Raw genomic sequence first — 23,667 nt, 5'->3', positions numbered from 1 at the left:
TGCAGCAAAAAAATGTTTGCTGCACATTGCGGCACGTGTGCATCAAAGATATAATTGCTGCACACAATCGCTGCACACGGTCGCGGCACACAAACGTCAGAGGCCCCATGCCCGCCCAATCCCATTCCCGCATTGCCCAAGTGGCCTATCACGATCTGCTGCGGATGCATCTTGATGCAATGGCGTCCGATCTTATTGGCAGCATAGAGGAACGCCAACGCAACGGGCGCAGCTACCTTTATGACAAGTTCCGCATCGGCACAGAGATGAAAAGCCGCTATCTGGGCGAAGGCACCCCTGCCCTGCGCCAGCGTCTTGCCCGCGCAACGGCCCTAAAGGCCGAGGCGGCGGAACGCCGGTCCGCGATGGCACGTTTGGCGCGGCTGTTGCGTGCAGAGGGGTTTATTGCAACCGATCGCGACACTGGGTCGATGCTGTTGGCCTTTGCCCGGTCCGGCCTGTTCCGGTTGGGCGGGACGCTGGTCGGCACCGGGGCATATGCATTGTATCAGGGGGAATTGGGGGTGCGGTTCGGCTCAGACGAGCTGGCCCAGACCGGTGACATGGATTTCGCCAGTTTCGAACGGCTTTCTGTCGCGCTTGGCGATCAGGTCGAAGAGACACCGGGCGACATTCTGCAAAGCCTCAAATTTGACCCGGTGCCGGGGCTTCAGGATCGCCAGATCTGGAAATGGCGACAAAACCACGGCACGGCCATGGTGGAATTTCTGACACCGGCCTTTGGCGACGAACGGGTGAAACCCCTGCCCGCCCTTGGGGTCAGCGCACAGGCGTTGAACTATCTCAACTATCTGATCGCCGATCCGATCCATGCGGTCGCGCTGTATCGGTCCGGCGTATTGGTCCAGATCCCCCGCCCCGAACGATTTGCCATTCACAAGCTGATTGTCGCTGATCGCCGCCGGGGCGGCCCCGATCAGATGAAGGCGCGCAAGGATCGCGGTCAGGCGGCGTTTTTGATTGCCATTCTGGCAGAGGACCGACCCGACGATCTGGCCGCCGCCTGGCAAGATGCCCAATCCCGGGGGCCGCGTTGGCGCACCCGGACAGAGGCCAGCCTGGCGCTGATGCCGCAAACCCAAGACATCCTGCGCCAGCTTGGCTGACCTTCAGGGCCGAAGCCCGCAGATCACTGGATCGCCTTCAGTCCGGGATACGCCGCGCGAAATGCCTGATACGCCTCTTCAAACTGCGCCTGAAGCGACGGATCGGGCGGGATTTCGACATGGATGTCTGGCGGGGTGATGATCTGTTCCGGCGTGCCCCCGGTCGCGGCAATCATCCCCAGCCGGGCCGCCCCCAGCGCCGCGCCAAATTCGCCGGACCCCGGCAATTGCAAGGGCACGTTCAACACCGTCGCGATCAGTTTCAGCCAGTAACGTGACGCGCTGCCGCCACCAATGGCAATGATCCGGTCCATCCGAACATCCGTCGCCGCCAGGGCATCGAAACTGTCGCGCAGGCCAAAGGCCACCCCCTCAAGCACCGCCCGCACCAAATCGCTGCGCGTGGTCGAGGTCGCCAGACCGGTCAGACCGCCGCGAATTTCCGCATCATTATGGGGTGTGCGTTCGCCCGAGAGATAGGGCAAAAACCGCACATTTCCCGGCCCGGCCAATGTATCGCCAAGCGCCGCTGTCAAATCAGACGGATTTTGCCCGACAATCCGCGCCAGCCAGTTCATGCTGTCCGTGGCCGACAACATGACGCCCATTTGATACCACCGCCCCGGCACCGCGTGGCAAAAAGTATGCACCGCAGTTTCGGGCGCGGGCCGATAGCCGTCGCGCGCCGCCAACAGCACCCCGGAGGTGCCAAGCGACACAAATCCCTGCCCCTCGTCCAGCGCGCCAATCCCACAGGCCGCCGCCGCATTGTCCGCCGCACCGCCAGCGACGGTGACCGCCTGGAACAGCCCCCATTGCGCCGCGAGCGCCGGCCGCAATTGCCCGGCTGCACCAGAGCCTTCGACCAACCGGGGCATCTGATCCCGGCGCATATGGCTTGCCTCCAACAGACGGTCCGACCATTGCCGTTCCTTGACATCCAGCCAGGAGGTGCCGGCGCTGTCCGACATATCCCCGACGTATTCCCCCGTCAGATAGTAATTCAGATAGGCCGCCGGCAGCAGAACCTTGGCCGTTTTGGCAAAGATCGCAGGTTCATGTCTGCGCACCCATTCCAGCTTTGGCGCGGTAAATCCGGGGAACACGATGTTTCCCGATATCGCGCGCACGCCGTCGGTGGCATCCAGATCCGCCGCTTCGCTATGGGACCGTTGGCCATTCCACAGAATGCAGGGCCGCAGAACCGCCCCGCTGTCGTCCAGCAGCGTCGCGCCGTGCATCTGGCCGGCCACGCCGATGCCGCGCAATTCTGCAAAACCGGGACAGCCGGCACGCAGCTCTGCGATGGCAGCCTCCAACGCGGCAATCCAATCCGCCGGGTCCTGTTCCGACCAACCGGGATGGGGATGTGCCGCCTGATAATGGCGTTCCACCGATCCCAATGATGCGCCGTTTTCATCCACAAGCAGGACGCGCAGGCCAGAAGTCCCAAGGTCGATGCCAAGAAACGTCATTCAAATCCCCTTCACATAGTGGCGCTGCATCCCATGCGCGCCGGTCTGGTCGATTTCTGTCAGCCGGGCCGGAAACGGCGCGGCATACCCTGGGGGGTGCGCGGGATCACCGTCGATCTGGCGCGCGTCCCTGCCCCTAGCCTTATCCCGCAGACCGGACAAATTGCCCAACCTCCGCAAGGGTTTCAAACACATCCACCGCGCCGGCATTCCGCAGGATCGCGGCGTGCTCTGCCTTGCGATCATCAAGGTGACTGCCACCGACAAAGCCGATGGCCGGAATACCCGCCGCACAGGCGCCCCTGATCCCATGCGGCGAATCTTCGAGCACAAGACAGTCAGACGGGGCCAGTTGCAGCCGATCCAAGCCCAGTTGGAACAAATCCGGCGCAGGCTTGCCATTGCGGACCTCTTCGGCGCTGGACGCCGTGCCGGCGAACCAATCCGCCAGACCGGCAATCTCCAGTGTCACCGACATGCGCCGCAGCGATCCGCCGGTGGCAATGGCCATGCCAAGCCCCAGTTGCTGCAAATCCGCCAACAGGGCGGCAGCCCCGTCGATTTGCCGCAAATCGGTGGCATATGCGGCCAGCAACCGTCGCTCGACCCGCAGGGAGAAATCCGCCGGGATCGCCCGGCCCAGCCGCCGGGTCACGTAATCGGAAATGACCGGCATGGCGACGCCCAGAAAGCGGTCCCCGATCTCCTGCGCCGTGGCATCGGCAATGCCAATCTGGCGCATTTCGGCGGCGATTGCCGCCAGCGACAAGGGTTCGCTATCGACAAGGCAGCCGTCGAGATCAAAAATTACAGCCTTGATTGGCGACATGCGACATCCTTTCCCCGGCATTTCAGGCACAGCAGCGGTTGATCAAATGCGCTGTTCACTGGCGCGATCAAACAGGTGCACATCATCCGGATTGATCACAAACCCCAACGTCGACTGCGGCCGGGCGCTGATCCGTTCCTTGACCAATGCGTCGATCACATCCTTGCCGGATTTGGCAAAGATCTGGGTTTCCGATCCGGTGGGTTCGACCACAACCACCTCCATCGGAACGCCGCTGTCACCAATCTGGATATGCTCCGGGCGCACGCCATAGGTTACGGCCCGGCCTTCCTGGGCCTCGGTGGCGGGCAACGGCAGTTTCATGCCGCTGTCGGACAGGAAGATCTTCTGTCCGGCCTCTGTCGCGATCTTGCCATGGACAAAATTCATCGACGGCGAGCCGATAAAGCTGGCAACAAAGGTGTTGTTGGGATTGTCATAAAGATCCAGCGGGCTGCCGATCTGTTCGACCTTGCCGTCGCGCATGACAACAATCTTGTCGGCCATGGTCATCGCTTCGATCTGATCGTGGGTGACATAGACGATGGTCGTGCCCAGACGTTGGTGCAACTCCTTGATTTCGATCCGCATCGTCACCCGCAGTTTTGCGTCAAGATTGGACAGCGGTTCATCAAACAAAAAGACCTGCGGATCGCGCACGATGGCCCGCCCCATGGCCACCCGTTGACGTTGTCCGCCCGACAGTTCCTTGGGGTAGCGTTTCAGATATTTGGTCAGGTCGAGAATGCCGGCCGCTTTTGTCACCTGTTCGTCAATTTCCGCTTTTGGACGCTTGGCCATTTTCAACGGAAACCCGATGTTGTCATACACCGTCTTGTGCGGGTAAAGCGCGTAGCTCTGGAACACCATGGCGATGTCGCGCTCTTTTGGCGGCACGTCATTCACCACCCGGTCGCCAATGGAAATCGTGCCGTCGCTGATTTCCTCCAGCCCTGCCAACATGCGCAGCAGCGTGGATTTCCCACAGCCCGACGGGCCGACCAGCACGACGAATTCGCCGTCTTCAATGTCAACGCTGACGCCGTGCATCACCTGCACCGAGCCATAGCGTTTGATCACATTGTCGATTGTTACGTTGGCCATTTCGCTGTTTCCTTATTGCGGCAGTTCGATCTGTATTTTCACGTCTGCCGGGGGGGCAGAGGCGGCGATGTCGAACGCATGCACGCTGTCTTTGAATTCAAATGTTCTGGTGATCAGGGGTTTGACGTCGATCGCCCCGGTGCTGAGCATGCCGACACATCGCGGGAACACATGCGCATAGCGAAAGATGTTCTCGACCCGGGCTTCGCGGATCATCGCGGCCCCGGCGTCATATTGGATGGGATCGGGCTGGCCGCCGATCATCACGACACAGCCGCCGGGGCAAAGCGGTTCGAAAACCGTTTTGGCGGCATGGGGGCTGCCGGTGGCCTCGAATACGATATCCACCCCCCATCCATCGGTGTCGCGGCTGACCACATCGACGAGGTTTTCCGATGTGACATGCACCGGGGTGATCGCCGGGCTGAGGGATCTGGCGATTTCAAGTTTTTGCTCGGCCAGATCGGTCACATAGACCCGCGCGCATCCCGCCGCCAAAGCGGCCAGCGCGGTGACAAGCCCAATCGGCCCGGCCCCCATGACAACCGCATTGTCCCCCGGTTTCACCCGCGCCTTGGTAGCAGCATGCACCCCCACCGCAAGGGGTTCGACCATCGCCGCCTCGCCAAAGCTGACGTTGTCGGGCAGTTTGAAGGTAAAGGCCTCTGGATGCACACAGGTGGGGCGCAGGATGCCATGCACCGGCGGGGTCGCCCAAAAACGGACGGCCGGGTCAATATTATACATGCCAAGCTGGGTTGCGCGGCTGTTGGGGTCGGGAATGCCCGGTTCCATGCAAACCCGGTCGCCGACCTTCAATGTGGTGACGGCGCTGCCGGTTTCGATCACCGTGCCCGCGGCCTCGTGCCCGAGGATCATCGGTTCGTTCACCACAAACGGCCCGATACGGCCATGGGTGTAATAATGGACATCAGAGCCGCAGATCCCGACCGTATGCAATTTGATACGCAGATCACGCGGGCCCAGAACCTCTTCCTCACGATCAATCGCCGGGAAATCCCGCAGATTGATTTCATCTTTCTTTTCAAGCACCAGAGATTTCATGTTTCACCCTTTCCTTACGATGAACACGGCCAAGGCGACGGCGATTGCATTTGAAATCCAGATCGACAGGCCCAGCGGTTCAAAGACCCGAAACCACAGCAGCGACAGCGCAATCCAGATCACCACCGAGATGAAGACACGGTCAAACCAATTGGTTTCGATCGGCAGGAACCCGGCCTTCTTCTGGGCAATTGGCGGTGCGTTTTCCTCTTCGAAATGCGCCGCCGCGAGGGGGGCATCGTTTTGATCAACCATCTTGTTATCCTTTCACCGCGCCAAAGGTCAGACCGGCCACAATATGTTTCTGTACCAGGCCAAAAACGATCAGCGCCGGGATCAGCGTGAACACAGAGATCGTCGCCATCACGCCCCATTCGGTGCCGGTTGTGGTCACATATTCGCTCAGGCCCGTGGTCAGGGTGCGCGCATTGAAATTGGTCAGCGTCGCCGCCAACAGGTATTCATTCCAGGCAAAGACCCATGTCAGGATCAGGGTCACCGCCAGACCGGGGCGGCAGAGGGGAAAGACAACCTCGGTGATCACCTTCCAGGAGCTTGCGCCATCGACATATGCCGCTTCGTCCAGCTCTTTCGGGATGCCATCCACGGTCGGGCGCAACGTCCAGATCGCAAAAGGCAGATTGAAGGTGCAATAGACCAGGATCATGCCGATCCGTGTGTCCAGCAACCGCCATTCCCCCACTGAATAGACCTGGGTCATCAACAGGAACAATGGCAGCAGAAAGACGGCCGGCGGCGCCATCCGGTTGGTGATGGTCCAGAAAAAGATCGACTCTTTGCCGCTCATGTTGAACCGCGACAGCGCGTAACAGGCGAAAAAGCCCAGGACCGTGCACAACACCGCGTTGCCGGTCGAGATGATGACCGAATTCAACATGTAACTGCGCAGCAACCGGTCGCCCCAGACCTTGGCATAATTGCCCCAATAGGGATCGGACAGGATCAATTCCGGGGTGGAAAACAGCTGTACCGCCGGTTTCACCGAAATCACGAACAGCCAGTAAATCGGGAACAATGTCAGGAAACTGACCAGGGTCCAGAACACAATGCCAATGATCGGGTTTTGCTTTTTCATGGTCTCAATCCTTCTTGCTGCGCGGGGCAAGCATGGTCACATAAAGCAACCAGCAGACCACAATCGTGAGGTAGAGAACGATCACGGAAATGGTTGATCCATAACCATAGTTCGTTTTTGGGAATACCTCCTTGAAGATATGGACGCCGACAAACCGTGTGGCCGATCCGGGGCCGCCGCCGGTCAGCATCCAGACCTCGTCCACCGTCCGCAATGCATCCATCAGGCGGATAAAGACGGTTGCAACAACGGCGGGCGCAATCATCGGCAGGGTGATATGCCAAAAGATCTGGCGCTTGTTCGCCCCGTCAATTTGGGCCTGTTCAAACGGATCCGGCGGCAATGACACCAGCGCGGCAATCAATGTCAGTGTGACCAGCGGGGTCCAATGCCAGATGTCCATGATCACGATGGTGGCAAACGCCGCCGGGGCGGAGGTGCCGATGTTCATGGTGATGCCAAACCATTCGTCCAGATAATGCGGGATGATCCCGATCGACGGTGTGGTCATCAGCTTCCAGACAGAGCCGACAATGATCGGCGCCATGATCAGCGGAAGCGTGTGAATGGTGCGGAAAATCGCCTTGCCGGGAAAATCCCGCATGAAGGCCTGTGCCAGAAGATAGCCGACAATCAATTCCGAGATTACGGCAAACAGCACAAACAGAACCGTCACACTCACCGAATTCAGAAAGGCAGGATCGAACACAATCTTGCGGAAGTTGTCCGCACCGTTGAACACCATGTTCGGATCAACCGCAAAGGGGTTCCAGGAGTGAAACGATACATAGACAACGTAGAAAAACGGTAAGACACCGAAAAAGAACAGGATTGTTAACGTCGGCGCCAGCAGGAACCAGCCGAGTCTCTTGGATTGCATTTTGCACCTCCCCATTGTTCAGAACCCGTGTCCGGGCACTGTAACTGCGTCATGTTCGGGATAAGATTTTTTTCGGAAGTGGGCCGCCGACAGATGCGGCGGCCCGTTTGTAACCGACAGGGAGTACCGGTTACTTGCGGTAGCCAAGCTCGCTCAGCGTTGTTTCCGCAGTGGCCGCCATCTGGTCGAGACCATCCTGGGGCGTCAGATCCCCTGTCAGGATCTGATAGAAGATCGGCGCCGTCGCTTCGCGCACCTGGGCGTGGAACGGATAGGCCGGAGCGCCGGCAAAGAGATAGCCCTTGTCCTTGATCAGGTCATAATACCCGCTGAGCCGGTCGTTCATATCCTGCACCTTGGGGTCGTCATAGGTGGCGGTGTTGGTCACACGCGGCGCGGCGACGGCCCAATCCGGCTGAACTTCGTTCTGGCCGATATATTGCAGGAACAGGGCGGTGGCCTCTTTGTTTTTGGACGAATGCGGCATGCCAAAGGCCCCGCCGTCATAATAGCCGATATAACCTGTGCCACCTTCGACTTCGTCAAGCACACCCGCCTTGAGCGGTGGCAGGGCCACACCGACATTGCCAACCACCAGGGATTTGGTGTCATCCGCTGCGATCCAGCCGGCGTTTTCGCCATAGACCAACCCCTGTGCCGCGCGGCCCGCGCCAAAGGTTGTGCCAACCTCGGTCCATGTCGACGCCGGGGATTCAGGCGGGGCGATGTCGCGCATGCTCAGCCACCAGGTCAATGCCTCGACCGCATCCGGGCTGTTCATTTCGCCGCCATTGGCAACCGAAGCGGCGTAATTGTTCCCGGCGTCGATCCCCCAGTTGTAGACCCCGAAAGTGGGTGCCACGGATTCAAAATATTCATACCAGGATGCCACATGCCCGGTGTGCGCCTGCGCCGTGGTTCCCCAGAGATCCATATCGTTTTCTTCACCATAAGCGGTAAAGAAGCGGGCGATTTCCGCATATTCGTCATGGGTTGTTGCGGGCGCCAGATCGCGGCCTGTCTCTGCCTTGAAGGCGGCCTGAATCTCGGGATCGTTGAACAGATCCGTGCGGTAGAGATAGACCTTCAGAAAGGCCTCCATCGGCACACCATAAAGATGGCCGCCATCGTCCTTGAAGTAATCAGCGAAGGTGGTGAAATTCGCCTCGTCATAGGTCGCGGCCTTCAGACCGGGATTGTCGCCCAGAAATGTGGTCAGATCGGTCAGAAAATCCCGCGCGAGGTAGGAATAGATAATGTCCTGCTCGATATAGGCCATGTCATAGATGCCGGTGCCGGCCTCCATATCCTTGATCGCCTTGTCAAACATCTGGTCCCAGGACGTGGTTTCGACATCAACCCGAATGCCGGTCAGGGCCTCGAATTCAGGCGCGAGCACTTCGCGGATATACAGCGACGGCGGCGAGGATTCAGTGACGCCGCGAATGGTCACCCCCTGATAGGGTGCGGCGGCTTCTTTCCACCATGCGTTATCAATTTCGGCCCAGGCCGATGTCCCGGCGACCGTCAGAGCAAGCGCAGATGCGCCCAGTTTGAATACAGATTTCACGGCTTTCCTCCCAATTTTCCCAGAGGCTTTTTGCGCGGCACCGCCGGTTTCTCCCTGCGATTCGCGCCACCTCTCGGCCAGATGATGCATTTGTAATCTTTATGATGCAACTGTAAATTTTCATATGTATGGATTGCAAAGCATTTGTAACGGTGCGATCTTGGGCGCACTGTGCCTAATTTTTGAATCGTGGCGGCACGTCAGGGAGGAAAACGATTTGGCACGGGAACAGATTGAAGACAGCCACGCCTTCGTCACAGAAGTTTGCTGGCATTATTACGTGAACGAGATGACGCAGGCGGAAATCGCCCGCCAGCTCAACGTGACGCGATTGCGGGTCAATCAGGCAATCCAACGGGCAAAATCACTTGGCTTTGTGAAAATTCAGATTGAATCGCCGTTTTTGCCCCGGGTCGAACTGCAAGAAACCCTCAAGACATCTTTGGGACTGCGGCGCGCCGTCATCAGCCCGGCCAATGAAACGCAATATGACTACCACAAATCGGTTGGTGCGGCGCTGGCGGCGTTGATGACCGAACGGTTGGCAACCGGCGACTGGAGGTCGTTTGGGGTGTCCTGGGGGCTGACGCTGGATGCGACGATCAAGAAACTGTCGCGCCAATCGCACCCGGAGCTGGAGGTTGTGTCCATCCTGGGCGGGACGGCCAAGGGGTCGACCCTGAATTCATTTGGCATTGCATCGGGGTTCGCAAATGCGCTTGGGGCGCAATATTCGGTTTTGACCGCCCCAATCTATCTGTCCGAAGGCATCGACCGCGATCTGTTCTTGTCGCAATACGCACTCAAAGAGCATTTTGACAAATTTCAGTCGCTGGATGCGGTCTTGCTGACCTGCTCCAACGTGTCAGAGAAATCCTTTCTTGTCGAAAACGGTCTGCCACATGGGATGAGCCCGCAATCTCTGATCCAGAACGGCGCAATTGGCGACGTGCTGGGCCAGTTTCTCGACCGGAACGGCCATTCGGTGTCACAAGAGGTCGACAACCGCACCGTCGGCATGCCGTTGGATCAGGTGCTGGGCGTGCCGGAAAAAATCATGGCAGCCGCCGGACCACACAAGGTTGATATCATCCGCGCCGCCTGTCGTCGTGGCTTTGTCGATACGCTGGTCACCGATGACAAGACCGCAAAATTGCTGATTGCCGCAGGCGGCAAAGATGGGACCGAAGCAAGGTAATCGCCCTGCCCGGTTTGGAATGTGGCGATCTTGCCCGGCAAGACATTTCCGGGTGTCTGCCGTTCGGCGTTCCCCACCCTCATGCCAAGCCCGGCTGTGATCAATACGATCCCAGCACCCGCTTCAACCCGGTTTGCGTTCTGATCAGATCCGGCAGGAACAGCGTTTCCAGCTCTGTCGCGGCGCTTTGGTTGGCGGCGACGCCGGTGTTCAGCGCGGCCACCACATCGCCCCGAATGTTGCGCAAAGGCACGGCAATCGACCGCAGGCCAATTTCGACCTCCTGATCAATAATGGCATAGCCGCGTGCGCGCACCATTTCCAATTCCGCGATGATATCGTCCGGTTCAGTCAGGCTGTGGACCGTGCGCGGCACAAGGTCGGCGCGATCCAAAATGGCGCGCACCTCTTCTTCGGGCAAAGCCGCCAACAAAACGCGCCCCATTGACGTGCAATGCGCAGGCAAACGCGACCCCGGCATCAGGCCAATCGACATCACCCGCCGCTGCACCGCGCGGGCAAGATAGACAATTTCAGTCCCGTCCAGAATCGACACTGATGTCGATTGCCCGATCTGTTCCGACAATTGATCCAACCAGGGCTGCACCAATTGTGGCAGCGGCAAAGCCGCCAGTGCCGACATGCCCAACCGCAGGATTTTTGGCGTGGCGGTAAAGAATTTGCCGTCATAATCCGCATAGCCCAGTTGGTGCAGCGTCAACAGACATCGCCGCGCCGTCGCCCGATCCAGCCCGGTCCGCACCGCCACATCCGAAATGGTAAGCCGGGGCGTTTCCGCGCCAAAACATTCAATCACCCGAAGCCCCTTGGCAAAGGAGGCGATGAAATCTGTGGATTTGTTCGTCATGCGCACAAGGTTGTGCAGTAAGTGAACAAATGTCAAGGTATGAACAAATTCTCTGGCCCGGTCCCCTGCCCCGGTCTATCTGATCCCCAGTTCTTTGGAGGACACAGATATGGACAAGACCATTGCCACGCTTCAACAGGCGGTCGCAGAGATTCCCGATGGTGCCACAGTCATGATTGGCGGGTTCGGCGGATCGGGTGCGCCGGTCGAATTGATCCACGCATTAATCGATCACGGCGCGAAACATCTGACGGTGATCAACAACAATGCCGGAAATGGCCATGTCGGGCTGGCCGCGCTGATCGAACAGGGTCAGGTTGACAGGCTGATCTGTTCTTTCCCACGTTCGGCGGACCCGCGTGTGTTCACGGAACGCTATCTGGATGGCCGGATCTCGCTGGACATCGTGCCCCAGGGCACGCTCGCCGAACGCATTCGCGCAGGCGGCGCCGGCATTCCCGCGTTTTACACGCCAACGGGTTTTGGCACCACTCTGGCCGAGGGCAAGCAGATCGAAGAATTCGACGGTCGCCACTATGTGCGCGAGCGTTGGCTTAAGGCCGATTTTGCCCTGATCAAAGCGGAATGCGCCGATCCACATGGCAATCTGACCTATCGGCGCGCGGCGCGCAATTTCAACCCGATCATGGCAACCGCCGCGACAACCACATTGGTTCAGGCATCACATATCGTGCCCTTGGGCGCGATCGACCCGGATCACGTCATCACCCCCGGCATTTTTGTCAATCACATCGTCCATGTGCCCAACCCGGCCCAGGAAGAAGACCTGAACCGCCAGGAGGCTGTATACCCATGATCGATATTTCCGAAATCAAACTGTCGAACGCCCAAATCGCTTGGCGCGCGGCGCAGGACATCGAAGATGGGGCCTATGTCAACCTTGGCATCGGCTTTCCGGAGATGGTTGCCGGTTTCCAGCCCAAGGGGCGGCAGGCGATTTTTCACACCGAAAACGGCGTGTTGAACTTTGGGGAGGCCCCCGAAAAAGGGCAAGAGGATTGGGACCTGATCAATGCCGGCAAAAAGGCCATCACGCTGAAACCGGGAACGGCATTTTTCCATCACGCCGACAGTTTTGCCATGGTGCGCGGCGGCCATCTGGATGTGGCCATCCTGGGTGCCTATGAAGTGGCGCAGAACGGTGATCTGGCAAATTGGTCCACCGGGCGCGGCGGTGTTCCGGCGGTTGGCGGGGCGATGGACCTGGTGCAAAGCGCCAAGCGCATCGCGGTTCTGACGGATCATGTCACCAAAAAGGGCGCGCCGAAGCTGGTCGAAAAATGCAGCCTGCCACTGACCGGGGTCAAGTGTGTCACGCGGGTCTACACCTCGCTTGCGGTGATTGACATCGACGCAGGCCGTTTTGTCCTGCGCGAAAAGATCCCGGCGATTTCACGCGACGCCCTACAGGCCCTGACCGGCGCGCCGCTGCACGACGACGGCCCGGTCAAGGATCTGATCTGCCCGGAGGATCTGGCATGACCGAGGTTTATATCTGCGACTACATCCGCACCCCGATCGGCCGCTTTGGCGGAAGCCTTGCCACGGTGCGCGCCGACGATCTTGGCGCAGTGCCGATCCGCGCCCTGATGGCGCGCAATGACATGGATTGGGCCGCGGTGGACGAGGTGTTTTACGGCTGCGCCAATCAGGCCGGCGAAGACAACCGGAATGTCGCGCGCATGTCGGCGCTTTTGGCTGGTCTGCCGGATTCCGTTCCCGGCACCACGCTGAACCGTCTGTGCGGGTCGGGCATGGATGCGGTGATCACCGCCGCCCGCGCCATTCGTGCCGGGGAAATCGACCTTGCGATTGCCGGGGGCGTCGAAAGCATGAGCCGCGCGCCATTTGTCATGCCCAAGGCCGAAACCGCCTTTTCCCGCGCCAACGCCATCCATGACACCACAATCGGGTGGCGGTTCATCAATCCGTTGATGGAGGCGCAATATGGTGTCGACTCGATGCCGGAAACCGCCGAAAATGTCGCTGAGGATTTCAAAATCTCGCGCGAGGATCAGGATGCCTTTGCCCTGCGCAGTCAGACCAAGGCAGCGGCGGCGATATCCTCGGGGCGGCTATCGCGGGAAATCACCCCGGTCACGATCCCCCAACGCAAGGGCGATCCACGTGTCGTTGACACCGATGAACATCCCCGCGCAACGACATTGGACAAACTCGCCGCTCTGCGCGCGCCGTTTCGAAGCGGCGGCAGCGTGACGGCGGGCAATGCATCCGGGGTGAACGACGGCGCGGCGGCGCTTGTCCTTGCCTCAGCTGAGGCGGCGAAGCGGCATGGTCTTACACCACTGGCCCGGGTCGTGGGCGGGGCCACGGCGGGTGTCGCGCCGCGCATCATGGGCTTTGGCCCTGCGCCTGCGTCCGGAAAGCTGATGCAGCGTTATGGGCTGACGGTGGATGATTTTGCCGTCATCGAATTGAACGAGGCTTTTGCAAGTCAGGGCCTCGCGACCCTGCGCGACCTTGGCATTGCCGACGATGACCCACGGGTGAACCCCAATGGCGGCGCAATTGCGCTGGGTCATCCGCTGGGCATGTCCGGCGCGCGCATCACCGGCACGGTTCTGCACGATCTGAAACCCGGCGAAAAGAGCCTGTCTACCATGTGCATCGGTGTCGGCCAGGGTATTGCCATCGCCCTGGAGCGGCTGTGAGCCTATCCGCACGCTACTAGTATTGAGATGCGCCGCAACCAGTGGCGCATCTTGGCCTTGCCGGGCCTTACAGCTATTTTCCTTTCGCCCCCAGCTTGATATGGCAAGGCAACCAGCGGCGTCTCGGGCTGGATCACAGCAGGGATAGGCCTATGGAATTCTGGATCGTTGCCGGGCTGGCGGCCTTTATGTTGGGGCTTTCCAAGGGCGGCGTGCCGATGCTCGCCATGCTTTCGGTGCCTTTCATGTCGATCTTCATGGCGCCGACAATGGCGGCGGGATTGCTGTTGCCGCTCTATATCCTGGCGGATACCTATGCGATCTATCTTTTCCGCAAGGCGTTCTCGGTCAAAAATTTGAAGATCATGTTGCCCGGTGCGGTGGTTGGCGTTTTGGCGGCCTTCTTTTCGGTCTCGGTCGTGCCCGGCGATGCGATCAAGCTGCTGGTGGCCGGTATCGGATTTTACTACCTGATCAATTCAGTGCGCAATCGCATGTCAGGCGTTGAACGCCAGCCCAAACAGGCCGGTGTGCGACCGGGGCTTTTCTGGGGCACGTTGGCGGGTTTCACCAGCTATATTTCCCACGCTGGCGGGCCGCCGTTTCAAGCTTATGTTCTGCCGCAGAAGCTGGACAAAATGGTGTATCTGGGCACGACGACGATTTTCTTTGCTGTCGTCAACCTGATGAAACTTCCGCCCTATATCGTCGCAGGGCAAATCACCTGGGAAAGCCTGCCGGATGCCATGTGGCTTGCCCCCTGCACACTTCTTGGCGCGTGGAGCGGTGCAAGGATCGCGCGTGTCCTGCCGCAAAAGGTTTTCTTTATCCTTGTCGAGCTGGCCCTCGCGGCGGTGTCGCTAAAGCTGGTTTACGAGGTGATTGTCGGTTGAATTCGCGGTGCCCTGGAAAATGCTGCACCGTATGTGGGAAAATGCCCATAGTTCAGGGGAGATTGCGAAAAGGTCAGGTGACCTTTGGTGTTGTAACTGTTACGGTTGCCTTGAGCGGCTTGGACCTTGGGAATGATAACGTGAGCATTCCACCGGCGGCGCTTTTCATTTGATTTTTCCGCAATAAGCGCCCTGCCCTTTCGAGGGCTGGTATGTCCGATAATACCTGACATTCTCCCTGACGCGCAGTGCCATACCGTTGGTTGAGAACGTCCTTTTCGTTGGTCCATTCATCCAGTTTACCGCGGTAAATCTCAGGCATCTGTTCAAGCCTTCTGGTAGTTTGATCCGCGCAGGATTTACCGGGGTAAACCGCCCTGCCCCAGAGGTTCCCAAAACCCCGCATTCCTTTGTCCGTTGGTGAGCGCCGCATTTTACTATGCAAAAACCAATGGTCTGTGGTCTGCTGTGACCTGACCACCCGCGATGGCCTGACCCTTTTCGTAGCGGTCAATCATCGACTGCAAATAACCATGCGGTCGGTTGAGCGATGGAAGTTTCTCTGCAAGGTAATCGAGGGTGACAATTGCTTTTTCCCAGCCGAGAGCAGACAACGTTCGGATCACGATATCCCGCTCCAAAGCCATGAAGGAACAAAAGTCGATTATCGCTTTTATCATTGTTTGCTCCTGTCGCGGACATTCGGGGTAGAATTGCTGCAGCGTCTTTGTGTCCGCCCAGAGAGATGCCAATAGATTTTCATCAAACCGATGTGGGTTCGTTTTTTTTATATCTTTAGGTTTCGACTCTATGTGCCGGACAGTTTGACCGTCATCCCCGGGACATTTGTCCGGCACGACTTCGCTTGGTTCCCGGTCGCCGGGGTAAATTTGCGCCTTCGCATCCACGGAAGTGAGAGTCTCCAGTTGCGCAATCTCAGTTTCGATTGCATCAAATTCCTGAGCCTCGGTTGATTTTCTGCGAACAGCTTTGCGAAGGCGGTCACGCAGGGCGTCAACCCAATCGGGCAGGGCGCCGTTGCTGACCATGACAGCGCGCACAGCGGCACTAAGACGGGCGCTGATGCTGTTTCTGCGCGCACGTGCGACGCGGTCCTGTTCCGCTCGCCAGTCGGCCATCGCCAACAGATCGTCGTAGCTGGCCAGCAACGGTGCAAGGTCAATTCCATAGGCGTTGACAACGCGACCAGATTTGTCGCGCTCCGGGAAACGCCGTCCATTGCCGCTCAGCCGACGCCGGATCAATCCGGCCTGCTCCAAACGGGTTTCACCGCGGCGAAAGCGTCGTTCATCCATGCCGCAGGCGCGTTCCAGGATGTTGGTGATACTCATGAAGGAAATGTTCAGACCCGTAGGGTCAAGCGGGCCGTGCGGCATGACCGACAGATGGGCGCGCAACACCATCACATCTCTGTCCGCCAGGCCCAGCTCTTTGCGCAGGCCCGTGACAAGTGATAGCAGTTCCCAGCGGTCCATGCATTTTGCAGTGGACCCAGAGTTTTGGCAAACCTCGACCGTTTGCCGGCGCGGCGATGCCGCGGGCAGTATTGTGTTCATTCAGTTGTCAGACGGCAAAATCTACCCGTTCACCGAAAACCGATGTTGAAAAGTGTTGGGAAAACAGCTACGAAGGCTTTGCTACAAGACCTATATGAGCTCTCCCGGAACTGGTTTTCGGGGGGGCTTTTATTTTTTTGCGGGTGCCTGCTCCTCTTTGTGTTCTTGCCTGATTTGGCTAATGCCTGTGCGATTTACCGGGGTAAATCAGTTTTGTTGTTTTTTTACAGTTGCTTACGCTTTACTCCTCCTCTTTACCTTCAAAGTTTCGGATGACCTGTTCGATTTGGTCTCTGATTTGCTCCAACATCTCTGGTGGGGCGTCTTTGCGGGTCTTGATTACCAATTGCCGCGATTTCTGACTGATGGACACGCGCCCATTCAGAAAATCATTCTGGGTTGCGGCGGGTGGTGGGGCAGGGCGCTTGCCACCGGATTGCACCGCCTTCAGCACCGCATGGAACCGGTCGACGCTGTCGTCCAGCGATCGGTCCACCAGTTTCAGCGCCGCTTTGCGAGAGATCCCGGCGCGGCTCATTTCGCTGATCAGCTTGTCCCAATTGCGTCGTCCAACGCCCCGCGCGGGGCCAATGGCCAGCACCAGATCCTCGCCGATGGCCTGATAGCTCTTGACCATAAAGTTGATCAGCGTGCGTGAAATGCTCAGGAATTCGGCAATGTCTTTTTGCTCATACCCGGCATCAATCCCCTGCGCCGCGGCGCGGGCGCGTTCGATGTAACTGGTTTCCAGCCGGGCAGAGTTTTCGATCCCCTGCGCGACAAAAGCCTCGCGGTCATCCATCTTGGAGACAAAGGCCTTGATCCGGGTGCGTCCCAGACGCCGGGTCGCGGCGAGCCGCCGACGGCCAACCACAATCTCATAGGCTTTGTCGCCACCTTGGGCGACGCGCACAAGGATCGGGATCTGTTGGCCATTGGCCTCGATGCTTTCGACCAGGCTGTCCAGATCTTCGTTGACGTCGATCCGGTCGCGAATACGACTGTCCTGAATCTGGTCGACATCAATTTCCTGATAGGTGCGGTCGGCACCGCCCTGGGTGGCGGCACGGATGTATTTGTCGCTGGCGGCGCCGCCCTTGATGATCGGTTTGCGTTTGGGGCGCGCCGGGCGGTCCGGGGCGGTCTCATCTGGCTTTGCCGGGCCGGGGCCGGTTTCAAAAACGGAACGGGCCATTATGCGGTCTCCTCATTCTCGTCGATCCGGTTGCGGCCAATCATGATTTCCCGCTCAATCTCCATGGCAATGCCATGCAGGCTTTCCAAAATGCGGTCATAGGTCTTGCGGGTGAAGCTTGACGGATCGACCTCGAGCAGGGGGTTCATCGTGTTGCCCGCGTCGGCAATCGCGGTCGAGTTCAGGAAATCGGTGTTCAACATCGAATTGCCCAGCGTATTGCGCAGGAACGAGCTGAGTTGCAATTGCGCCGGATCATTGGGCGAATACCGGGTCAACAACAGCCGCACAAAATCAAACCGTTTGTCCGGGTCGACACCTTCGATGCTTTCCAGGGTGCTTGATGCAAGATCCAGAAATTTCACCAGACTGACCACATCCAGCATGCCCGCCGAAAGCGGGATCAGCATCGCGTTTGAGGCATAAAGCGCGGCAATCACGCAGAACGACATATGGGGTGGCGTGTCAAAAATCACCACGTCATAGGCGTCTTCGACGACGCTCAGCGCATCGGAAATCCGCGAGTAAAACGGGATGCCCTGGGCGGCGGCGGTGGCGGTTTCATATTCGAATTCGGTCAAGGAGATCGAACCGGGAATGATGTCGATATTGGGGAAATAGGTGGCCTGAATCGCATCTGCGATTGGCACACGCGCATCACCGCTGCTTTGCTCTTCATAGCGCAGCACATCATAAATCGACGCGATGTTGTCGAGGTCGGCCTGAATATCAAACAAGTCAGAGCAGCTTGCCTGCGGGTCGAGATCGACAATCAGAACCTTGAAGCCACGCATGGCCAGAAATTGCGCCAGATTGGCCGAACATGTGGTTTTGGAGACCCCGCCTTTCAGGTTGTAACACAGGATCTTGGTGGTTTCGTCGCCCTCGTGTTTACCGGGGTACATGTCATTGGAAATCTTGCCGGCCTCATACAGCCGCTGTTGGATTTCGTGGATCTCTTCAAGCGAGAAGGTCCGGCGATTGCCGGATTCCATTTCGCCCTCTGGCAAACCTTCGATGGCCTTGAGATGATGGCGCAGGGTATTATAGTTCATACGAAAGGCAATATCGGCCATTTCGCGGATGGTGAATCGGCGCAAACCCTTGTCAGATTTGCGCGAATCGGGCGCATGTAGCCTGCTGGCCTGCTGACGCAGGGCTTCGTCCAACGCTTCGCTGAAGTTGCCAAGCGTCGCCGAGCCTAGAAGCTCTCTCATCTGCACCGTCCTCATCGGTTATTGTTTTTCTTACGACTACATCAGCAAACACCCGTAAGTCTACAAAAAGCTGACGAGATGGGCGAATGCGGGTGGTGGCCGGTTTGGGTGATGGGCGGGCGTCATGCTGTTAAATTGATGTATTTCAACGGGATAGAACGTAAAACTGCCCAAAACCCCGGCACCTTGGGTTATACAAGATTTATCCACAGGGCGCGGAATTTTCCGCCTTGTCGCGCCGAAACCACAAAGCAGGCGGCGAAATTGCCAAATGATTCCAATGGAATCGGCTTGTGTTCTGTCCGCTGGATCGGGCACGTCTGGTAAGCCTGTTCAATAGCGCCTAAATGGGCGGGGCAGGGTACTGGACGGCCAAAGCGACTGGATTTTGGCCGCAGACAAGCAGGGAGCGTCAGATGCAGAAGGTCACTTTGCCGGAACGGCCCAATTGGCGCGCCCATGCCGAGGAGGTCGGTTTTACCTTTGCGGACATGCACGGCGAACCCTATTGGGATGAAACCTCGGCCTATGCTTTTACGCTGGAACAGATCGAAAATGATCTGGAAGATCCGGCGACCGAATTGCACGCCATGTGTCGCGAGGCCGTTGCCAGGATCATCGACAGCGAGGCGCTGATGGAGCGTTTGGCAATCCCGGAAGCGCATCGCGATCTGGTCGCAGAAAGCTGGCGGCGCGCGGACCCGGAAATATATGGCCGGTTTGATTTTGCCTATGATGGCAAGACCCCGGCGAAGCTGTTGGAATATAATGCCGACACGCCGACGTCGCTCTATGAAAGCGCGGCGTTTCAATGGCAATGGCTGGAGGATCAGCTGGCCGCCGGCGTGCTGGCCGAAGGCTGTGACCAGTTCAATGGCATTCACGAGGCGCTGGTCGCGCGGTTTGGCGCGGTGTTCGAGGGCGGCAGCGACCTGCATTTTACGGCCGTCGGCGGCAATCCCGAAGATTACGGCACGGTCGAAGCGATGGGCTGGGCCGCGCGCGAGGCCGGGCTTGGCGCGCATTATTGCGATCTCGACAAGATAGCGATCAGCGAGGAGGGGCAATTCCTCGACGATCAGGACCGGGTGATGGCGGTGTTGTTCAAACTCTACCCCTGGGAGGATCTGCTGCGCGACGATTATGCCGCGCATATTGCCGGGTCCGGGTGTCTGTTTCTGGAACCCGCGTGGAAGGCATTGTTGTCGAACAAGGGGCTCTTGCCGGTGCTCTGGCAAATGTTCGAAGGTCATCCCAATCTTTTGCCGGCGTTTTTCGAGGCCGACATCGGCGATGCATTGGCAGGGCGGGGGGCGGCTGCGCCGGATGTGGCAGAGGCCTTTGACCGGGCCGCGGCGCAACTGGCGGCGGGGCACGTGCGCAAACCGATCCTGTCGCGAGAAGGGGCATCGGTCGAGATCATCAAATCCGGCGAGGTGATCGAAGCGGCACAAAATACTGACTATGACGAACACCCGCGCATCATTCAGGCCTATGTTCCGCTGCCCCGGTTCGACGGTTTCCGCCCCGTGATCGGTGCCTGGGTGGTGGGGGATACCTGTGTCGGCATTGGTGTCCGCGAGGACCGATCCCGCATCACCCAGGATTTGTCACGGTTCAAACCGCATTATATCAGCGTATAACACCCGAAACCCGGACGTTCCAATTTGACCAAAGGCAGGACACTCATGACCAAACGCTCAAAACGAGTTGCCATCGCGATCCTTGGGGCCGCCGCGTTTACGCTGGCGGGCTGCGAAGAGGAAACGGTGGACGCCAACGCCTTTCCCGATCTGCAAAGCTGCAAGGACGCGGCGTTTACGGATTCAAGCTTTACCCCCGAAGATTGCGAAACCTCTTTTGCCGCCGCAGAGACGCTGCATGTCGAAGCCGCACCGCGCTATGACAGCCAGGCGGTTTGCGAAGAACAGCACGGCGAAGGCGCCTGTGGTTCCGAAGCGGCCGCAACCCAGGGCGGGTCTGGCAGTATCTTCATGCCGTTGCTGGCGGGTTACCTGATCGGCAATATGCTGGGGGGACGGTCGGGCACCGCAGCCGCACAGCCGCTCTATAACAAAAAGGGTGGCGGTTTCACCAATGCGGCCGGCACCAGCAATTTTTCGTCGAACAAAGGTTCGGCAAAAATGAACACGTCACAATTTAATCGCCCCGCCGCGACCGCCGGTAAACCGCCAATGACCCGCGCCACTGCCGCGTCACGCGGTGGCTTTGGCAAGGCCGGTGGCGGTCGGGCAGGCTTCGGCGGTTAACTACTTTTTGGCCAGGCTTTTCCCGGTGCTGATATCGCCCACCGTCAGTACCGGGGACGCATCCAGATCCTGCGCGTCCAGCATATCGGCCACGCGTTCCAGCGATGACACCAATTGCGCCTGTTCCCAATCCGCAAGGCGGGAAAACGCCTGAACATAGCGTTGTTGCAGGGCGTCGGGCGCATCGGCCAGACGTTCATGCCCCTGGGCCGTCGCCACGACATTGATCTGGCGGCGATCCTGTTCTGATGGAATGCGTTCTACCAGCGCCCTTTGCACCAGCTTGTCGACCAGCGCCGTCACGGTCGCCTGGCTGACCCCCATCTGATTGGCCAGCGTCTTTGGGGTGGTGCTGCTTTTTTCCGCGACAATTTGCAAGACACGCAGCTGCGTTGGCGTCAGACCAACCGCATGGGCAAGATCCCGCGCAAACAACTCTGTCGCGCGCAAGATGCGGCGCAGGGCAATCAGGCTGTCATCGGTACGGTCATTGGCGCGTGTTGTCATGGCGTAGTTTTGCACGAAATGGCCCGGTGTTTCAATCTGTGAAGCATTTGAGCGGTGAAATTTGCCGCGCAGCTGCGGCAAATGGTTCGTGATTCAAATTAATTATGTCGCCATTCCCCGTGAAATAAGGCGATAAATCGCCGAAATCGCGCGGTTTTAGCTTATTTTGCTTTGGTAGTTGAAGTTTTCGCGTCATTCGACTACTTAGCTAATCAAATGAACTATGAGGTTGGAACACATGCCGAAAGACAGCGACACCCCTCGAAAACCTTTGCCCCGTCTGCGCAAACCTTCTGCGACGGATGGGGCGGCCATCTGGGCGCTTGTAAAAAGCTGCAAGCCGCTCGACGAGAATTCGATGTATTGCAACCTGATTCAGGCGGATCATTTCCGCGACACCTGTGTGGTGGCTGAATTGGACGGGGCGATTGTCGGCTGGATTTCCGGGCATATGGTCCCCGGCAAGAACGAGCTGTTTGTCTGGCAGGTGGCGGTCAGCCCCGCCGCACGCGGCATGGGTCTTGGTCGCAAGATGCTGCTTGAGCTGATCGAGCGCGACGCATGCGATGATGCCACCAAGCTGAAAACCACGATTACCAAAGACAATGACGCCTCCTGGGCGCTGTTTCGCGGCTTTGCCCGCGCGATTGGCGGTGCCTTGGCGGATGAGCCGCATTTTGAACGGGATGCGCATTTCGATGGCCACCATGACACGGAACACATGGTGACGATTGCGTTGGCCGAGCCCAGAACACTGGTGCGCGCTGCGTAAATCCAAATCCAAAATTTATTCTGAAAGGACGTTTCATGACACATGACATGAACGAGACCCGTCGTATTTTTGAACGCCGCGAAAGCGCCGCCCGGTCCTATTGCCGTGGCATGCCTGCGGTGTTTGACCGCGCCAGCGGATCCGAGATGACCGATGCCGAAGGGCGCAGCTGGATCGACTTTCTGGCGGGGTGTTCGTCGCTCAACTATGGTCACAACGACCCGGATATGAAATCGGCGTTGATCGACCATATTGCCGGGGATGGCATTGCCCATGGTCTGGACCTGCACACCGGGACCAAGGCGGCCTTCTTGTCGGCTTTCGAAGACCATATCCTGACGCCGCGCGACATGGATCACCGGGTGATGTTCACCGGGCCGACCGGCGCCAATGCGGTCGAAGCCGCGATGAAGATCGCCCGCAAGGTCACAGGCCGCACCAATATCATCGCCTTCACCAATGGCTTTCACGGGGTGACCATGGGCGCGCTGGCCGCGACCGGCAATGGCTATCATCGCGGTGGGGCCGGGATGGCGACCAACGGCGTGACGCGGATGCCCTATGACGGCTATTTCGGTGCCGATACCGATACGGCCGCCCAGCTTGACCAGATGCTGTCGGACAAATCCGGCGGTGTGGATGCGCCGGCCGCGATCATGCTGGAAACTGTGCAGGGCGAGGGGGGATTGAACGCCGCCCGCCCGGAATGGGTCAAATCCATCGCCGCGATTGCCAAGAAACATGGCGCTTTGCTGATCATTGATGACATTCAGGCAGGCTGTGGCCGCTGCGGCACGTTCTTCTCGTTCGAGGACATGGGCGTGACCCCCGATATCATCACCATGGCGAAATCGCTGTCCGGTTTCGGCCTGCCGATGGCGATGCTTCTGGTGCGTCCCGAATATGATGTGTTCGGCCCGGCGGAACACAACGGCACCTTCCGCGGCAACACCCATGCCTTTGTCACTGCGCGCGTGGCGATTGAAAAATTCTGGGCGGATGACGCGTTTCAGGCCGAACTGGTTGAAAAAACCACATTGGTGCACATTGCCCTCAGCGATCTGGCGGCCATGGTGCCCGGGGCCCGTATGAAAGGCCGGGGATTGATGCAGGGTGTCGACGTCGGCAGCGGCGCATTGGCCTCGGCAATCTGTGCACGGGCCTATGAAAACGGGTTGATCATCGAAACCTCCGGCAATGAGGATCAGGTGGTCAAGGTTCTGGCCCCGCTGACCACGCCGGTCGACGTCTTCCGCAAAGGCTTTGACATTCTTTTGGATGCGGCGCGGGACGTGATCAACCAACCCACAAAATTCGCGGCGGAGTAACCG

General features: G+C 58.7%; 23 protein-coding genes. 10 read left to right on the top strand and 13 right to left on the bottom strand.

What is annotated here, in order from left to right:
- The first annotated feature begins 107 nt into the window (after positions 1–107).
- A complete protein-coding gene (locus Q4577_RS14335; protein WP_303470232.1) occupies positions 108–1,127 on the top strand; it encodes a GSU2403 family nucleotidyltransferase fold protein in 1,020 nt (339 codons plus the stop codon).
- Between the two features lie 23 nt (positions 1,128–1,150).
- Here Q4577_RS14335 and xylB read toward each other — a convergent pair whose 3' ends face one another.
- The 8 genes from xylB to Q4577_RS14295 all read right to left on the bottom strand — a co-directional run bounded on the left by xylB (position 1,151) and on the right by Q4577_RS14295 (position 9,146).
- Entirely contained in the window at positions 1,151–2,602 is a 1,452-nt protein-coding gene (xylB, locus tag Q4577_RS14330) for a xylulokinase (RefSeq protein ID WP_303470234.1), read from the bottom strand.
- A 142-nt stretch (positions 2,603–2,744) separates the two neighbouring features.
- Positions 2,745–3,431: an HAD family phosphatase gene (locus tag Q4577_RS14325; protein WP_303470236.1), complete on the bottom strand. Its 687-nt coding sequence runs from the start codon at positions 3,429–3,431 to the stop codon at positions 2,745–2,747.
- 42 nt (positions 3,432–3,473) lie between these two features.
- Positions 3,474–4,535 carry an ABC transporter ATP-binding protein gene (locus tag Q4577_RS14320; RefSeq protein ID WP_303470238.1) on the bottom strand — a complete coding sequence of 354 codons (1,062 nt, stop codon included), beginning with the start codon at positions 4,533–4,535 and terminating at the stop codon, positions 3,474–3,476.
- Between the two features lie 12 nt (positions 4,536–4,547).
- Positions 4,548–5,600, bottom strand: a complete 1,053-nt coding sequence (locus Q4577_RS14315) for an NAD(P)-dependent alcohol dehydrogenase (protein ID WP_303470240.1) — start codon at positions 5,598–5,600, stop codon at positions 4,548–4,550.
- 3 nt (positions 5,601–5,603) lie between these two features.
- Positions 5,604–5,855: a DUF2160 family membrane protein gene (locus Q4577_RS14310; RefSeq protein WP_303470242.1), complete on the bottom strand. Its 252-nt coding sequence runs from the start codon at positions 5,853–5,855 to the stop codon at positions 5,604–5,606.
- Between the two features lie 4 nt (positions 5,856–5,859).
- Positions 5,860–6,696 carry a carbohydrate ABC transporter permease gene (locus tag Q4577_RS14305; protein ID WP_303470244.1) on the bottom strand — a complete coding sequence of 279 codons (837 nt, stop codon included), beginning with the start codon at positions 6,694–6,696 and terminating at the stop codon, positions 5,860–5,862.
- 4 nt (positions 6,697–6,700) lie between these two features.
- Positions 6,701–7,576 (bottom strand): carbohydrate ABC transporter permease, encoded by an 876-nt coding sequence (locus Q4577_RS14300; RefSeq protein WP_303470246.1) that lies wholly within the window; start codon positions 7,574–7,576, stop codon positions 6,701–6,703.
- Positions 7,577–7,706: 130 nt separating this feature from the next.
- The gene (locus tag Q4577_RS14295; protein ID WP_303470247.1) at positions 7,707–9,146 is read right to left on the bottom strand and encodes an extracellular solute-binding protein; all 1,440 of its coding nucleotides are present in this window, start codon (positions 9,144–9,146) and stop codon (positions 7,707–7,709) included.
- 217 nt (positions 9,147–9,363) lie between these two features.
- Between Q4577_RS14295 and Q4577_RS14290 the strand changes: the two genes are divergently transcribed.
- On the top strand, positions 9,364–10,344 hold the full coding sequence (locus tag Q4577_RS14290; protein ID WP_244691102.1) for a sugar-binding transcriptional regulator: 981 nt from the start codon (positions 9,364–9,366) through the stop codon (positions 10,342–10,344).
- Between the two features lie 100 nt (positions 10,345–10,444).
- Here the strand turns inward: Q4577_RS14290 and Q4577_RS14285 are convergent, their stop codons facing one another.
- Positions 10,445–11,212 carry an IclR family transcriptional regulator C-terminal domain-containing protein gene (locus Q4577_RS14285; protein ID WP_303470252.1) on the bottom strand — a complete coding sequence of 256 codons (768 nt, stop codon included), beginning with the start codon at positions 11,210–11,212 and terminating at the stop codon, positions 10,445–10,447.
- 109 nt (positions 11,213–11,321) lie between these two features.
- On the opposite strand from Q4577_RS14285, the gene Q4577_RS14280 reads away from it, so the two are divergent.
- The 4 genes from Q4577_RS14280 to Q4577_RS14265 all read left to right on the top strand — a co-directional run bounded on the left by Q4577_RS14280 (position 11,322) and on the right by Q4577_RS14265 (position 14,798).
- Positions 11,322–12,029, top strand: coding sequence for a 3-oxoacid CoA-transferase subunit A (locus Q4577_RS14280; RefSeq protein WP_303470254.1), 708 nt, complete (start codon positions 11,322–11,324; stop codon positions 12,027–12,029).
- Positions 12,026–12,715, top strand: coding sequence for a 3-oxoacid CoA-transferase subunit B (locus tag Q4577_RS14275; protein WP_303470257.1), 690 nt, complete (start codon positions 12,026–12,028; stop codon positions 12,713–12,715). The genes Q4577_RS14280 and Q4577_RS14275 overlap by 4 nt, the downstream gene beginning before the upstream one ends.
- The gene (pcaF, locus tag Q4577_RS14270; protein ID WP_303470260.1) at positions 12,712–13,905 is read left to right on the top strand and encodes a 3-oxoadipyl-CoA thiolase; all 1,194 of its coding nucleotides are present in this window, start codon (positions 12,712–12,714) and stop codon (positions 13,903–13,905) included. Before Q4577_RS14275 ends, pcaF begins: the two co-directional genes overlap by 4 nt.
- Before the next feature lie 152 nt (positions 13,906–14,057).
- The gene (locus Q4577_RS14265) at positions 14,058–14,798 is read left to right on the top strand and encodes a sulfite exporter TauE/SafE family protein (RefSeq protein ID WP_303470262.1); all 741 of its coding nucleotides are present in this window, start codon (positions 14,058–14,060) and stop codon (positions 14,796–14,798) included.
- Positions 14,799–15,235: 437 nt separating this feature from the next.
- Here the strand turns inward: Q4577_RS14265 and Q4577_RS14260 are convergent, their stop codons facing one another.
- The 3 genes from Q4577_RS14260 to Q4577_RS14250 all read right to left on the bottom strand — a co-directional run bounded on the left by Q4577_RS14260 (position 15,236) and on the right by Q4577_RS14250 (position 18,787).
- Entirely contained in the window at positions 15,236–16,375 is a 1,140-nt protein-coding gene (locus Q4577_RS14260) for a helix-turn-helix domain-containing protein (protein ID WP_303470263.1), read from the bottom strand.
- Between the two features lie 241 nt (positions 16,376–16,616).
- Positions 16,617–17,570 (bottom strand): plasmid partitioning protein RepB, encoded by a 954-nt coding sequence (gene repB / locus Q4577_RS14255; protein ID WP_303470265.1) that lies wholly within the window; start codon positions 17,568–17,570, stop codon positions 16,617–16,619.
- On the bottom strand, positions 17,570–18,787 hold the full coding sequence (locus tag Q4577_RS14250) for an AAA family ATPase (RefSeq protein ID WP_303470267.1): 1,218 nt from the start codon (positions 18,785–18,787) through the stop codon (positions 17,570–17,572). The genes repB and Q4577_RS14250 overlap by 1 nt, the downstream gene beginning before the upstream one ends.
- Before the next feature lie 416 nt (positions 18,788–19,203).
- Between Q4577_RS14250 and Q4577_RS14245 the strand changes: the two genes are divergently transcribed.
- Positions 19,204–20,430, top strand: coding sequence for a glutathionylspermidine synthase family protein (locus Q4577_RS14245; protein ID WP_303470270.1), 1,227 nt, complete (start codon positions 19,204–19,206; stop codon positions 20,428–20,430).
- Positions 20,431–20,475: 45 nt separating this feature from the next.
- Positions 20,476–21,057, top strand: a complete 582-nt coding sequence (locus Q4577_RS14240; protein ID WP_244691092.1) for a DUF1190 domain-containing protein — start codon at positions 20,476–20,478, stop codon at positions 21,055–21,057.
- Here the strand turns inward: Q4577_RS14240 and Q4577_RS14235 are convergent, their stop codons facing one another.
- Entirely contained in the window at positions 21,058–21,564 is a 507-nt protein-coding gene (locus tag Q4577_RS14235) for a MarR family winged helix-turn-helix transcriptional regulator (protein ID WP_244691091.1), read from the bottom strand.
- Between the two features lie 238 nt (positions 21,565–21,802).
- Here Q4577_RS14235 and ectA point away from each other — a divergent pair, with 238 nt between their 5' ends.
- Together ectA and ectB are read left to right on the top strand one after the other, a co-directional pair.
- Positions 21,803–22,336 (top strand): diaminobutyrate acetyltransferase, encoded by a 534-nt coding sequence (ectA, locus tag Q4577_RS14230; protein WP_303470274.1) that lies wholly within the window; start codon positions 21,803–21,805, stop codon positions 22,334–22,336.
- Between the two features lie 35 nt (positions 22,337–22,371).
- A complete protein-coding gene (ectB, locus tag Q4577_RS14225; protein ID WP_303470277.1) occupies positions 22,372–23,664 on the top strand; it encodes a diaminobutyrate--2-oxoglutarate transaminase in 1,293 nt (430 codons plus the stop codon).
- Positions 23,665–23,667 lie beyond the last annotated feature (3 nt).

The sequence above is a fragment of the Marinovum sp. 2_MG-2023 genome (genome assembly GCF_030548265.1).
GTDB lineage: Bacteria > Pseudomonadota > Alphaproteobacteria > Rhodobacterales > Rhodobacteraceae > Marinovum.
This window is presented reverse-complemented; position numbering and strand designations above follow the sequence as displayed.